Below are 13,462 nucleotides of genomic sequence, written 5' to 3'. Positions count from 1 at the left end.
AAAAAAAATCAGATACCACAAATGTATCTGATCTTTTAAAATAGTGGACTAGACGGGAGTCGAACCCGTGTCCAAAAGCCAATTCCCGGCCCTTCTACGAGTGTAGTTTGTATTTTTACATTCCCTCCACACAGCTCCTACAAACAGGATATGTGCTTTAGTAGCTTCATGATACGCCCGCTATCGCAAAGCTTTGATAACGTCGTTTCCTACAAAGTCGAAGTCTGGATCCTAAGATGTAGGTGCCCTAGGTCAGACTGCTGCGCTTAGGCAGCGTATGCTAATTTATTATCAGCGTTTAATTTTAAGTTTGCCCATTTAACCCATTAGCGTGGGACTCGCTTCTTCCGCTGCATGACCCCTGTCGAAACCATGACTAGCCCAAAATAAATTCTTTATGCTGAGCAAGTTCTCTAATGCCCAAAACATAAGCGTTATTTATTATAAAGCTCGCGATAGACTTTAGCAAGAGGCAATCCAACCACATTATTGTAGTCTCCGGAAATACTCTTGACCAGAATAGCCCCTAGCCCCTGAATGCCATAAGCGCCAGCCTTATCCATTGGTTCTTTAGATGCAATGTATGAGCGAATCAGCTCAGGTGAATTCTCATACATCTCCACATCTGTACACTCAGAAAATGTATTAACATTTCCAGCTTCATCAATAATAGTCACTCCTGTATAAACCTGATGAGTCCTGCCAGAAAGAGCTGAAAGCATCTCAAAAGCGTCCTCCTCATCCTTTGGCTTACCAAGAATCCTATTGTCAAAGGCAACTACTGTATCTGCCGCAAGAACAACACGTCCTGGATTGTCTTTAGACACTGCAATAGCCTTACTTTTGCTTAAATCCTCTACCACCTTTGATGGTAAAGTCTCTTTTGTATTTTCATCTATATCTGCAGGCTTAACAATATAATCAATTCCAGCCTGTGAAAGTAGCTCACGTCGTCTTGGTGAACCTGATGCCAAAATAATCTCCATAATCCTCACCTTATCTTAAAGACATTTTATAGTCTCGCTCAGCCTCTCGCTTCATATCCTTCTTTTGAATATCAGCTCGCTTGTCATAAAGCTTTTTACCTTTGGCTAGAGCGATTTTCACCTTAACAAGACCATTATTAAGATATACCTCAAGGGGAACTATTGTATATCCGCTTTCTTTTATCTTGCTGAAAAGACGATTAATCTCTGCCTTATGCATAAGCAACTTTCTAGGACGAAGTGGGTCTCTGTTGAAAATATTACCCTTTTCGTATGGATTTACATGCATCTGATAGATGTAAATCTGCCCATTATCAATTCTTACAAAGGCCTCCTTGATGGAGCACTGTCCTAATCTCATGGACTTAACCTCAGTGCCATGAAGCTCAATACCAGCCTCATACTCTTCCTCCATGAAATACTCATGATAGGCCTTTTTATTATTTGCTATTAACTTTCTGCCTTCTTTATTCATACATAATCTCCAAGTCCGTCAGTTATTAAAATCTCTTGAATTCGTCAAGAATAAAATCGATTGTCCTTGCCTGTTCATCTACAGAGTCAAGAATCACTCGCACTGGCTGTCCTAGCTTAAATATACGACCTGTGCGTTCTCCAACTAAGGTGAGATTCTCCTCTATAAACTCATAATGATCGTCATAGAGAGTAGAAACATGCACAAGTCCCTCAACTGTATTCTCAAGCTCTACATACATTCCCCAGCCTGTTATTGAGGAAATAGTACCATTGAACTCTTCTCCAATGAATTCCTTCATAAACTGAACCATCTTGAGCTTGTCCACCTCTCGCTCACAGTCCTCTGCTCTACGCTCTAGCTTGCTGGTCTGCATTGCAACCTCTGGCAAAATAGACTCATAATGAGAAATCTTTCTCTCATTCATGCGACCTCGAAGATGATCCTTAATAATTCTGTGAATCTGCAAATCAGGATAGCGTCTAATTGGCGAAGTAAAATGACAATAGTATTTTGCCGCAAGACCAAAGTGGCCCTTGCACTCTGTATCGTACTTAGCCTGTTGCATGCTGCGAAGAGTCATCTTTGTAATAACAGCCTCATCCTCATGGCCTGAAAGAGACTCTAGCATCTTTTGAATCTCCTTTGGATGAATATTGTCAGTCTTACCCTTTAGGGCATAGCCACATGCGCCAAGGAATCTACCTAATGTCTGCATTTTCTCAGGATCTGGCGCACCATGAACACGATAAACAAATGGGGATTCCATAAGCTGAAAATGCTCGGCAACTGTTTCATTGGCAGCAAGCATAAAATCCTCAATAAGCTTGTGAGCATCGTTGCGCTCATATGGCGCAAGTCCAACCACCTTTCCATTCTCATCTATTAAAATATGAGTCTCTGGAAAATCAAAGTCGATAGCTCCTCTCTTCTTGCGCTTAGCCCTGAGAATCTTTGAAAGCTGAGCCATCTCATCAATCATCTCTGCTATATCAGAGTACTTTGCTCTAGTATCCTCATCACCTGTCATCATAGCATACACATCCGTATAAGTCATACGATGATTGCTATGGATAACCGACTCACAAATCTCGTGATCAACAAGCTCTCCCTTAGGATTAAATGTCATGATACAAGAAAGGGCTAGTCTATCCTCCCCCTCATTAAGGGAACACATACCATTGGAAAGAGTATGTGGAAGCATTGGTATAACTCTATCTGCCAAATAAACGGAAGTACCACGCTTTAGAGCCTCTACATCAAGAGCCGAAGACTCCTGCACATAGTTGGTAACATCAGCAATATGGACTCCTAATACGTAGTTATCACCATCCTTAACAAGTGAAACTCCATCGTCTATGTCCTTGGTGTCTTCGCCATCAATAGTAATGACACACAAATCTCTAATATCATTACGTCCAGCCATATCAGCCTCGGAAACTGGCTTAGCTACAGTAGAAGCCTGCTTAATCACCTTATCAGGGAACTCTGTCTCAATGCCAAAGCTACGGATAATAGATAAAATATCAACTCCTGGATCATTTTTGTGACCTAAAATCTCAGTGATGTGTCCCTCAGGCTTGTGGTTATCATCACCATAGTCATCAATGTGACATACTACTTTGTGACCTGTTACAGCATTTAAATCTCTACCTGCCGGGATAAAAATATCTCTTCCAAGCTTTTGACTATCTGCAATAACAAATCCAAAATTCTCACTCTTCTCGTATGTACCAACAACATCTGAAAAGCCGTGGGTGATAATCCTAATGACCTTAGCTTCCTGACGCTTGCCAGGTGCTCCAAAAGTCAATACTGCAGCGACTATGTCGTCTTGCATAGCAAAGCCAGTATTATCTCTACCAACGAAGTAATCTTCCTCCTGACCCTCAACCTCTATAAAGCCGAAGCCATCCTTGTGAGAAATAAATCTGCCGATAATGTCTGGTTCTATATTGTCATATTTAGGCTGATTAGCCTTTTTTGCAACTGCATTTAATGACTGCTTTTTAGAAGCCTGCTCAGCCTTTGTAGGCTTTTTTGAACGATGATCCTTAGTCTTAATGAACTTTGGTCTATTTTCAGGTATCTGATACTTGCCACGCTTTGTAATCTCCACCTGCCCCTGACCTACAAGTTCATCCAGAACCATAGCGAACTCAGCCCTCTTGTCCTTAGGTACATCAAGCAATATCTCTAAATCCTTTTTCTTCATAGGGATATAAGCCTGACTCTTAAAGACATCCATCAAAAAATGCTTTTGTTTTTCAAATTCGTTCATATAATCTCCTAGTAATTACCCTCTAATAAAACACGAAAAGCCACCCAACAGGGTGGCATAACATACTTAGTTATTAAAAACTCTTAATATTAAGAACTGCTGAAAGAACGAAGAAAAGGATAACACAAACACTTGTAAGTTTAACAAGTAATCCCTCTCTAGAACGTCCCTTATTACGGCTCCAGTATGAATCGAACTGCTGGCCTGATAATGAGCCAAGTCCATTCTGCTTTCCTTCTTGGAATAATATTATAACTGTGAGTACCACACAAATTGCTATTAATAAACCGATTAAAACATATCTTAAAGTCTGCATATTGCCTCCTATTTAGGGGTTAATTATTTGCTACATCTTTCGCAACATTTGAAGTATATCATAGCGTTTCGAGTATTTCAACCCCTTAAAGTTTAGCATCAAAATTCATTCCTGCAAGGGCACCTTCATCTGCTGCTTTTCTTGATTTTTGATATGGATTATCCTCATTAGGATATTTAATCTGAGTGGTTGTAGTACCACCAGACACGTAGGTTCTTCCACACTCAGGACATATAGCAGTATGAATAGCTACAGAGGCATTGATGACTTTGCCACCTTCTTTTGCCGCCTTGTCATAAGCATTGTTTACGTGCTCCTGCTCATGACCTCTAACCCTAGCGCCTGCAGCCTCAGGTGAAACATGTTGTGCCGATTTAAAGGAAACATTTTCATCACTGCCATCCTGATATTTTCTGTTGGCACATGTTTCGCACTCTATAACTCCAGCTCTCTTTGCAGCTTTTTCAGAAGCGTAGTTCTTGGCTAAAGCCTCATTTCCGCCTTGTAGCTTTATTTCTTTTGCAACTTTATTCTCACTGAAAGTCAGTCCATTTGGCTGACCTACTACATTATATGCTGAATTAATACCTAGCATATTAACACCACCCTTTAATGCAGCTTATAGTTAGTATTATCTTATCATCTTAATAAGAAAAAACTATGAACATCTTTAATTTTATAACAATGTAATTTATACTAACATAAATGCGTAAAATTATTTAACTAAATCAAAGCGGGGAGAAAAATGCTAAGTAAATATTTTGTTTGTTTTATAATATACAGTTTCTTTGGATGGATTTATGAGACTATCTACTGCACAGTCAGTGAAAAGGCCTGGGAGAATCGTGGATTCCTCTATGGCCCATGTATTCCACTATACGGAGTGGGCGCAATATCTGCCCAGTTTTTATTTGTGGACTTGCCAATCCAGCGCTTTTCACACCCATCCTATCTTACTATCTTTTTAGGATGTGCTATCGGCTCATTCATACTTGAATACACCACTTCATATTTATTAGAAAAAAGATTTCATGCTAGATGGTGGGATTATTCTCATCTTCCACTGAACATAAACGGACGAGTATGCCTAATCTTTACTGTATGCTTTGGAATTGCAGGAATCATAGTTACTCAATTTATTGAACCTCCAGTAATTCATGTAGTTGATATGATACCCCAATTATTGGTAGAGCTTTTAGCCTTACTATTTATGTTTGTTTTTGGATTTGATATGGCACTAACTATTTCAGCTCTCACAAGCTTTGCCAAGGAATTCGAGCGCATCAATGATCAGATTAACGCTCAAATGGCTCAGCGTGTAGAGGCTCTATATTCCAAGCCTGAGACATCTGACGATGAAGATGACACTGCAATCAAGGAACGACTTTCTACAGAATATGTTAAGCAATGGATCAAAAATGCCACAGCAACTCAGCTCGGTCAGTTCCGTCATATTGCAAAATTCACTCATCCAGTTGCCTCTACAAAGGCACTTTTGGATAAGGGTTCCGAATACTTACGCCGCCGCAAAAAGTAATTAACAAATTGGCATAAAAATAGCCACCTGGTAACTATCAAGCTCAAAGTCGCTTAAGCGTAGCAACTTTAAGGCTTGAAAGTGTAACCAGATGGCTTTTTATTTTTGTTAATTACTTAGACTCAGTCTTCACTGCGTCCTCAGGCTTCTCTACCTGAGCAATAGCTGCCTTCTGCATTGGAATACGGCAGTTCTTGTTGCTACCAAACTCAACAATAACAGTTGTCTCATCTGGAATAGCGATGATAACACCATAAAAACCACTTGATGTAAGTACTGTATCACCTACTGCAAGAGAATTCATCATAGCTGTCTTAGCGTTCTGCTCCTTCTTCTGTGGGCGAATCATGAAGAAATACATGAATACAAAAAGTACTACAATCCAAATAATTAAGCTGATTGAGCTGTTCATTCCGTCCATTAAATTATCCTCCTAAACTATGGCTAATAGCCTTTATAACACTGATGTATATTTTACATAAATACCATTTCGTAAGCAACAATTTTCCATGAATTAATATTTATTTAAGAAAAATCCAAATATCAATTACTAGTATTTATCTTACTGTTCTCCTGCAGCCATAGACTCTAATTTGAATTTCTTATATGCTGCAAAATTGCCTGCATCTAAAGCATCTCTAATCTCTTCCATCATTGTGTTGTAGAAATAGAGATTATGAAGAACACAAAGTCTCATACCAAGCATCTCCTTAGCCTTAAGAAGATGACGGACATATGCTCTAGAATAGCTTCTACATGTAGGACAACCACATCCCTCTTCTATAGGGCGCATATCCTTTTCAAACTTTTGATTGAAAAGATTCAGCTTGCCATGATTGGTATATACATGACCATGTCGTCCATTTCTGCTAGGGTAAACACAATCAAAGAAATCTATACCTCTATCAACTGCCTCTAGAATATTAGCAGGAGTACCAACTCCCATAAGGTATGTTGGCTTGTTCTGTGGAAGGTGAGGCACTACATTGTCAAGAACGTCATACATCTGCTCGTGACTCTCGCCTACCGCAAGTCCACCAACTGCATATCCCGGTAAATCAAGCTCTGAAATCTGCTTTGCGTGCTCGATTCTAATATCATTGAAAACAGCTCCCTGATTGATACCGAATAAAAGCTGCTCCTTATTAATAGTGTCATCTAAAGAATTAAGACGCTCCATCTCATCCTTGCAGCGATAGAGCCATCTGGTAGTTCTCGCAACAGAATCCTCTACGTATTTACGTTCTGCAAGTGCAGGTGGACACTCATCAAATGCCATAGCAATTGTAGAACCTAAATTAGATTGAATCTGCATAGACTCCTCTGGACCCATAAAAATCTTGCGTCCATCTATATGGGAATTGAATGTAACTCCCTCTTCTTTTATCTTGCGAATACCTGCAAGAGAAAACACCTGAAATCCGCCAGAATCAGTAAGAATTGGTCTGTCCCAGTTCATAAACTTATGTAAACCGCCAAGTTCTTTAATAAGAGTATCGCCTGTACGAACATGAAGATGATATGTGTTAGAAAGCTCTACCTGGCATTTGATTTCTCTTAAATCATCGGTAGAAACCGCACCCTTTATGGCCGCAACTGTACCAACATTCATGAATACAGGAGTCTCAATCACACCATGAACAGTATGAAATCTGCCTCTTTTAGCCTTACCCTCAGTTTTTAATAACTCGTACTTCAATTCTTATAAAACTCCTTAATATAATCAACTCTATCTGTCATATGTGAAAGCATAGCATCACAGATAGTAATAGCGCACATTGCCTCAACTACAACAACTGCGCGAGGAACAACAACAGGATCGTGTCTTCCATGAATCTCTATATCAACGTTCTCGCCATTTTCGTTAACAGTATGCTGCACCTGAGAAATAGATGGTGTTGGCTTAATGGCAGCTCTAACTATAATATCGTCTCCATCAGAAATACCGCCAAGAATTCCTCCACTGTGATTAGTAGTCTTAACAATTCTGCCATCAACCATCTCAAAGGCATCGTTGTTAATACTTCCCACTGATTTGGAAGCCTCGAAACCATCACCAATCTCAACGCCCTTAACTGCACCAATTGATACTAGTGCCTGAGCAATTTTAGCATCTAATTTATCAAATACTGGCTCACCAATTCCTGCTGGCACGCCAGTGATTACACATTCAATAACACCGCCTGCACTGTCTTTGTTAAGCATGCATGCTTCAAGATACTCCTGAGCTTCCTTAGCTGCAAGAGAATCAGGCATAGCAAGTGGATTTAAATCTCTCTCTCCTAATTCAAATTCTGATACTCTAATATCTCCGATAGATTTCGTATATGCGAATACCTCAACACCAAGCTCTCTAAGTAGCTTAGCGCAAATAGCACCAGCAGCAACTCTGCCAATTGTCTCTCTACCAGAAGAACGTCCGCCGCCTCTGTAATCCCGACGACCAAATTTCTCATAAAAACCATAATCAGCATGTCCAGGTCTAAAGGTAGTAGCGATATCGCCATAATCCTTAGAGTGCTGGTCAAGATTTCTAACCATCAAAGAAATCGGTGTACCAGTAGTATGTCCTTCAAATACACCTGAAAGGATTTCTACCTTGTCTCCCTCCGCTCTAGCTGTAGTAAATTTAGACTGACCAGGCTTTCTTCTATCTAAATAAACCTGAATATCTTCTTCACACAGCTTCAGCCCAGCTGGAAAACCATCAATAACAACGCCTAGAGCTGCCCCGTGAGACTCGCCCCATGTGGTAATGGAAATTCTATTTCCGAATGTTGAACCTGCCATTTTTCTCCCTCCAAAAAAAGGGCTGTTTAAAACAGCCCCACACTAAAGACCTATTTAATCTTTACAACTACAATACTATTTGGCTTTGCAATCTTGATAGGTGCATTCTGCATAAGAGAATGTCCCTCTTTTTTATCAATTGTAAAGCTACGAATCTCATTTGTATCATGATTGAGAGAAACGTAATACTTATCTCCTGGCAATACAGCAAAGCTCTTAGGATAATCACCACTAATAAAGCTATGAGCGAAGTAATCAATCTTGCCTGACTTAACATCTCTCTTATACATGCAGATAGCATTGAGACCATCTACACTGGCATAAAGGAATGTATCATCATCGCCAAACTTGATATTAGTACCAGTAGAAATCTCCTCATCAACTCCTACAAGAAGTGAAACTGTCTGGATATTTTCAAAATCAGGATGTCCCTCGATAATATGATAATCATATACAAGGATTTCATTTGACATCTCTGTAATTACATAAGCATATTTGCCATCATTAGAAAACTTCATCTTAAGAGGTGCAGAACCCATAGCGCATCTTACAATGTCTACAAGGCGAAGCTTGCCCATCTCATAATCTACCTCGTAGATTTTAATCTGATGAAGACCATTTTCTACAACACATAAGAACTTCTCATCTGGAGTAAGCTCTACACATGTACAGTGTGGGTAAAGTGGTCTATCAGCAACTGACTTACCAATACCCTGGTGGAAAATACCATCAGCGATAGAGCCTATGCTACCGTCCTTATTTAAATTCATCATTGTAACACGACCATCGTGATATCCTGCTACAAATAAATATCTATTCTGAGAATCTACGCAAAGATTGCAGCCACGCATGCCTCCAACCCATTCCTGATTCATCTTTTCCAAATCACCATTCTCTAGAATCTTGAAGGAAGCCACACCCTCATCAGCGATTGAATAAAGGAATTTGTTGTCCTTTGAATTAATAATGTCTGATGGATTATTAATTGGTGCTACACTGCGCTCCTTAAGAAGTCCCTTATCAGGATCAACGTCATAAACATAAATACCAACACTAGTCTCGTGAGTGTAAGTACCAACATAAGCCACATATTTACTCTCTGCCATCTTATTCTCCTCGTAATTAAAACCTGTAGGTTCTTGTGGGATTACCACAAGAAGTTATGTTATGCTTCTTTGCGTCTAAGTAAATCAAACTCATCCGGTGTGACGCTAAGCTTAATGAATAGCTTTTGCTTTGGATGTGGACAGCTTTCCATATCCGCACCAGTTTCGTCTTTAATACCAAGAACTTCTACCTCTATATTATCTCCGTTTGGCTTCATAATTTCAATAGTTTCGCCCACTGAAAATTTATTGCGCTGCTCAATTTCAAAATATCCTTGATTATCAGCGGCTCCGGCAATACCCAAATATGTATAACCGATATTGTAGGTATTGTTGTCGTAAATCTGAGACTCCTCAGAAGGCTTGCCATAGAAGAATCCTGTTGTAAACTGACGATATGTACAAGCAGCAATCTGTTCCTTATACCAATCTAAATTAGCCTCATATTTTTCTATAGATTCCTTACAATCGTCAATAGCCTTGCGGTATGTACGAGCAACAGTTGCAACATAAAGAGCAGTCTTCATTCGTCCCTCTATTTTGAAACTATCTATACCTGACTCAAGTAAATCAGGCACATGCTCTATCATACAAAGGTCCTTTGAGTTGAAAATGTAAGTACCTCTTTCATTTTCCTCAACTGGGAAATACTCACCAGGTCTCTGTTCCTCTACAACAGCATACTTCCATCTACATGGATGAGTGCATGCACCCTGGTTGGCATCACGACCAGTAAAATAGTTAGAAAGGAGGCAACGTCCAGAATATGAAATGCACATTGCTCCGTGAATAAATGTCTCTATTTCTAAATCATCTGGAATATTGGCTCTAATCTCTTTTATCTCCGCAAGAGAAAGCTCTCTAGCAGAAACAACCCTCTTAGCGCCTAGGTCATACCAGAATTTGTATGTGCCGTAGTTTGTGTTGTTAGCCTGTGTGCTGACATGACGCTCTATTTCAGGACAGATTTCCTTTGCAAGCATAAAGACAGCAGGGTCGGCAATAATAAGGGCATCTGGCTTAATTTCCTTAAGCTCTTTAAAGTATTCCTTAACACCCTCTAAATCTCCGTTATGAGCTAAAATATTAGCTGTAACATAAACTTTCACGCCATGATCATGGGCAAATTTAATACCCTCAATCATATCCTCTTTTGAGAAGTTCTTAGCCTTAGCTCTAAGGCCATACACCTCTCCACCGATATAAACTGCATCTGCTCCATAAATAACAGCAACCTTAAGTACTTCAAGGCTGCTTGCTGGAACTAATAACTCTGTATTTCTCATTACTTTCCTTTCACAGATATACTAACACCGTCCCCTAGAGGAAGTATCGTAGTAGAAAAATCCTCGTCATGGGTCAACTCATATAAATAATCACGCATCCGCTTATGAATAGTGCGATTGCGTCTAGTGATTGCAAAACGAGATTCTATTATATCTCCATCCTGCAAAACGTTGTCAGTAACAACTACTCCACCATCTCTTATAAGCCTCTTAATCTCTGGCCAGAAATTGATGTATTGTCCCTTCGCTGCATCCATAAATATAAAATCAAAAGGTCCCTCTAAGGTAGGAAGAATCTCCATTGCATCTCCCTCTAAAAGAGTAATCTGATTATCTCTTCCAGTCCTTTTGAAATTCGCATTTGCGATAGGAATGCGAGGCTCATAATTTTCTATAGTGGTAATCCTAACATCATCGCCTGCAGCCTCCGCCATAAGATTAGCAGAAAATCCAACTGCTGCTCCAACCTCAAGAATTGTCTTGGGCTGATTCATCTTAATGAGAAGCTGTAGTAAATTTACCGTCTCAGGTCTGATGATAGGTACATAACTCTCTAACGCCTCCCTTTGAATATCCTTTAACACTGGGCTAAGCTCAGGATAAAGGCTATTCAAATAGGTGGTATATCTCTCATCAACAATCATTTTATACTTCCATGATAATTGGAATAATCATAGGGCGACGCTGTGTCTCGTGCCATACGAAATCAGAAAGATTATCTCTGATATCTCCCTTGATTTTGTTCCAATCAGTAATGTTCTTCTCCTCAAGGGCCTCCATGGTCTCAGCTAGAACAGCACGAGCACTATCCATAAGATCCTCAGAATCTCTTACATAAACAAATCCTCTAGATACAATATCTGGTCCAGCAAGAACTGTACCTGTAGCAGAATCAAGTGTAAGCACAACAATGATAATTCCATCCTCAGCAAGCTTCTGTCTATCTCTAAGAACGATATTACCTACATCACCTACACCGATACCATCAACCATGATGGCACCTGTATGAACATGACCAGAAATCTTAGAGTAATTATCTCCAAGTTCAAGAACATCTCCAGAGTGAATTATCTTAATATGATCATGATCCCAACCAAGAGACTCGGCAATCTTAGCCTGAGCCACAAGATGCTTGTACTCACCATGGACAGGAATTGCATACTGAGGGCGAACCAAAGAATAGATAAGCTTAATCTCCTCAGCGCAAGCATGTCCTGATACGTGAACATCCTGCATTACAATCTGAGCTCCACGCATAGTAAGGTCGTTGATAACATTAGATACAGCCTTCTCATTACCTGGAATTGGATGAGATGAAAATACAATCATATCACCTGGCTTAATCTGTACCTTTTTGTGTGTACCGTTAGCCATACGAGAAAGTGCTGCCATAGACTCACCCTGAGAACCTGTTGTAACAAGTACAATTTTCTCATCAGGGTACGCCTTAAGGGACTCAATATCAATAAGTGTATTGTCTGGAATGTGAAGATAGCCAAGCTTTGAAGCAGTATCAATAGTATTAACCATTGAACGGCCCTCTACACATACCTTTCTTCCATATTTGTCTGCCGAATTAATAATCTGCTGTACACGGTCAACATTTGACGCGAATGTAGCAATGATAATACGGCTAGATGTGTTATCAGCAAAAATAGAATCGATAGTCTTACCTACAGTTTTCTCTGATGCAGTAAATCCTGGGCGCTCTGCATTTGTACTATCACACATAAGGGCAAGTACACCCTTCTTTCCTATTTCGCCAAGACGCTGTAAGTCGATTGGGTCACCATATACAGGTGTGTAATCAACCTTGAAATCGCCTGTGTGCACAACAATACCTGCTGGAGAATAAATGGCAAGAGCTGCAGCATCCTGAATACTATGGTTAGTACGAATAAACTCAACTCTAAAATCCCCAGCGTTTATATGTGTACCATATTTAACAATTTTGCGCTTAACCTTAGTAAGCATCTTGTGCTCTTCAAGCTTGTGCTCAATAAGGCCATTAGTAAGCTTAGTAGAATAAATAGGACAAACATTAAGCTCCTTAAAAACATAAGGAATAGCACCTATATGATCCTCGTGACCATGGGTGATAAAAAAGCCTTTAAGCTTGTCTTGATTCTCCTTGAGATATGAAACATCTGGAATAACCAGATCCACGCCCAACATATCATCCTCAGGAAATGAAAGTCCGCAATCCACAACAATAATACTGTCTCCGTACTCGAACGCAGTAATATTCATGCCGATTTGCTCAAGACCTCCAAGTGGAATAATCTTTAGCCTTTCAGCCGTCTGTTCAGTTTTCTTTTTCAAAAAATAACCTCCTACAAATAATAAAAAATCAAGTTAATAAATCAATTAAAATTCAATGTCAGCATCCTCGCCAACTAACTCGTCAAATAGTTTTGCAACTGCCTCAAATTCAACGTCATCCTCTACAAACTCGTAAACGACCTCGTCGCCATCTAATGCAGTCTCCTTAAGAATAGTGGCCTCACTATCCTCGTCCTCGTTTTCACTATCACAAACAAGTAAATATTTATTTCCTGATAACTGAGTCTCCTCAATTACAAAAAATTCAATGTTCTCTCCGTCATCACCGGTAAAAATAATTTTATCCATCCTAATATAAATGCCTTTCTCGCCAGTTACGATATCAAGCCTTAGTATTTCTCC

14 protein-coding genes and 1 other RNA gene are annotated in these 13,462 nt (G+C 39.7%); 1 reads left to right on the top strand and 14 read right to left on the bottom strand.

Annotated elements, in window-relative coordinates; all coding sequences use genetic code 11:
* Positions 1 to 41 precede the first annotated feature (41 nt).
* The 6 genes from ssrA to BLP50_RS00755 all read right to left on the bottom strand — a co-directional run bounded on the left by ssrA (position 42) and on the right by BLP50_RS00755 (position 4,653).
* Positions 42 to 383, bottom strand: a transfer-messenger RNA (tmRNA) gene (gene ssrA, locus BLP50_RS00780).
* Positions 384 to 434: 51 nt separating this feature from the next.
* Positions 435 to 989 carry a Maf family protein gene (locus BLP50_RS00775; RefSeq protein WP_090150009.1) on the bottom strand — a complete coding sequence of 185 codons (555 nt, stop codon included), beginning with the start codon at positions 987 to 989 and terminating at the stop codon, positions 435 to 437.
* Positions 990 to 996: 7 nt separating this feature from the next.
* Positions 997 to 1,461, bottom strand: a complete 465-nt coding sequence (gene smpB, locus BLP50_RS00770) for an SsrA-binding protein SmpB (protein ID WP_090149471.1) — start codon at positions 1,459 to 1,461, stop codon at positions 997 to 999.
* 25 nt (positions 1,462 to 1,486) lie between these two features.
* Positions 1,487 to 3,742 (bottom strand): ribonuclease R, encoded by a 2,256-nt coding sequence (gene rnr, locus BLP50_RS00765; RefSeq protein ID WP_090149468.1) that lies wholly within the window; start codon positions 3,740 to 3,742, stop codon positions 1,487 to 1,489.
* A 73-nt stretch (positions 3,743 to 3,815) separates the two neighbouring features.
* Complete coding sequence (gene secG / locus BLP50_RS00760) at positions 3,816 to 4,058, bottom strand: preprotein translocase subunit SecG (protein ID WP_090149465.1); 243 nt, start codon at positions 4,056 to 4,058, stop codon at positions 3,816 to 3,818.
* An 85-nt stretch (positions 4,059 to 4,143) separates the two neighbouring features.
* Complete coding sequence (locus BLP50_RS00755) at positions 4,144 to 4,653, bottom strand: hypothetical protein (RefSeq protein WP_242869191.1); 510 nt, start codon at positions 4,651 to 4,653, stop codon at positions 4,144 to 4,146.
* A 150-nt stretch (positions 4,654 to 4,803) separates the two neighbouring features.
* Between BLP50_RS00755 and BLP50_RS00750 the strand changes: the two genes are divergently transcribed.
* Positions 4,804 to 5,595: a putative ABC transporter permease gene (locus BLP50_RS00750; RefSeq protein WP_090149463.1), complete on the top strand. Its 792-nt coding sequence runs from the start codon at positions 4,804 to 4,806 to the stop codon at positions 5,593 to 5,595.
* A 112-nt stretch (positions 5,596 to 5,707) separates the two neighbouring features.
* On the opposite strand, the gene yajC is transcribed toward BLP50_RS00750, so the two are convergent.
* The 8 genes from yajC to BLP50_RS00710 form a co-directional block, all read right to left on the bottom strand.
* Entirely contained in the window at positions 5,708 to 6,007 is a 300-nt protein-coding gene (gene yajC, locus BLP50_RS00745; protein ID WP_090150006.1) for a preprotein translocase subunit YajC, read from the bottom strand.
* 150 nt (positions 6,008 to 6,157) lie between these two features.
* On the bottom strand, positions 6,158 to 7,294 hold the full coding sequence (tgt, locus tag BLP50_RS00740; RefSeq protein ID WP_090149460.1) for a tRNA guanosine(34) transglycosylase Tgt: 1,137 nt from the start codon (positions 7,292 to 7,294) through the stop codon (positions 6,158 to 6,160).
* Positions 7,291 to 8,385 carry a chorismate synthase gene (aroC, locus tag BLP50_RS00735; protein ID WP_090149457.1) on the bottom strand — a complete coding sequence of 365 codons (1,095 nt, stop codon included), beginning with the start codon at positions 8,383 to 8,385 and terminating at the stop codon, positions 7,291 to 7,293. The genes tgt and aroC overlap by 4 nt, the downstream gene beginning before the upstream one ends.
* 50 nt (positions 8,386 to 8,435) lie before the next feature.
* Positions 8,436 to 9,491 (bottom strand): lactonase family protein, encoded by a 1,056-nt coding sequence (locus BLP50_RS00730; protein WP_090149454.1) that lies wholly within the window; start codon positions 9,489 to 9,491, stop codon positions 8,436 to 8,438.
* Positions 9,492 to 9,550: 59 nt separating this feature from the next.
* Positions 9,551 to 10,777 (bottom strand): peptidase U32 family protein, encoded by a 1,227-nt coding sequence (locus BLP50_RS00725; RefSeq protein WP_090149451.1) that lies wholly within the window; start codon positions 10,775 to 10,777, stop codon positions 9,551 to 9,553.
* On the bottom strand, positions 10,777 to 11,421 hold the full coding sequence (locus BLP50_RS00720; protein ID WP_090149449.1) for an O-methyltransferase: 645 nt from the start codon (positions 11,419 to 11,421) through the stop codon (positions 10,777 to 10,779). Before BLP50_RS00720 ends, BLP50_RS00725 begins: the two co-directional genes overlap by 1 nt.
* A gap of 1 nt (position 11,422) precedes the next feature.
* The gene (locus BLP50_RS00715; RefSeq protein ID WP_090149445.1) at positions 11,423 to 13,099 is read right to left on the bottom strand and encodes a ribonuclease J; all 1,677 of its coding nucleotides are present in this window, start codon (positions 13,097 to 13,099) and stop codon (positions 11,423 to 11,425) included.
* 45 nt (positions 13,100 to 13,144) lie between these two features.
* Entirely contained in the window at positions 13,145 to 13,408 is a 264-nt protein-coding gene (locus BLP50_RS00710) for a DUF1292 domain-containing protein (protein WP_090149442.1), read from the bottom strand.
* Positions 13,409 to 13,462 lie beyond the last annotated feature (54 nt).

The organism is Pseudobutyrivibrio sp. AR14, from assembly GCF_900101325.1.
In the GTDB taxonomy this organism is placed as follows: Bacteria; Bacillota; Clostridia; order Lachnospirales; family Lachnospiraceae; genus Pseudobutyrivibrio.
Note: the sequence above shows the minus strand (reverse complement) of the source record. Positions and strands in the feature narration are given on the sequence as shown.

Bases quoted from the DNA above. Each gene is read 5' to 3' on its own strand.
- BLP50_RS00755 (WP_242869191.1), bottom strand. From the start codon at position 4,653: ATGCTAGGTATTAATTCAGCATATAATGTAGTAGGTCAGCCAAATGGA.
- rnr (WP_090149468.1), bottom strand. From the start codon at position 3,742: ATGAACGAATTTGAAAAACAAAAGCATTTTTTGATGGATGTCTTTAAG.
- BLP50_RS00725 (WP_090149451.1), bottom strand. From the start codon at position 10,777: ATGAGAAATACAGAGTTATTAGTTCCAGCAAGCAGCCTTGAAGTACTT.
- smpB (WP_090149471.1), bottom strand. From the start codon at position 1,461: ATGAATAAAGAAGGCAGAAAGTTAATAGCAAATAATAAAAAGGCCTAT.
- yajC (WP_090150006.1), bottom strand. From the start codon at position 6,007: ATGAACAGCTCAATCAGCTTAATTATTTGGATTGTAGTACTTTTTGTA.
- BLP50_RS00720 (WP_090149449.1), bottom strand. From the start codon at position 11,421: ATGATTGTTGATGAGAGATATACCACCTATTTGAATAGCCTTTATCCT.
- BLP50_RS00730 (WP_090149454.1), bottom strand. From the start codon at position 9,491: ATGGCAGAGAGTAAATATGTGGCTTATGTTGGTACTTACACTCACGAG.
- BLP50_RS00750 (WP_090149463.1), top strand. From the start codon at position 4,804: ATGCTAAGTAAATATTTTGTTTGTTTTATAATATACAGTTTCTTTGGA.
- BLP50_RS00710 (WP_090149442.1), bottom strand. From the start codon at position 13,408: ATGGATAAAATTATTTTTACCGGTGATGACGGAGAGAACATTGAATTT.
- secG (WP_090149465.1), bottom strand. From the start codon at position 4,058: ATGCAGACTTTAAGATATGTTTTAATCGGTTTATTAATAGCAATTTGT.
- aroC (WP_090149457.1), bottom strand. From the start codon at position 8,385: ATGGCAGGTTCAACATTCGGAAATAGAATTTCCATTACCACATGGGGC.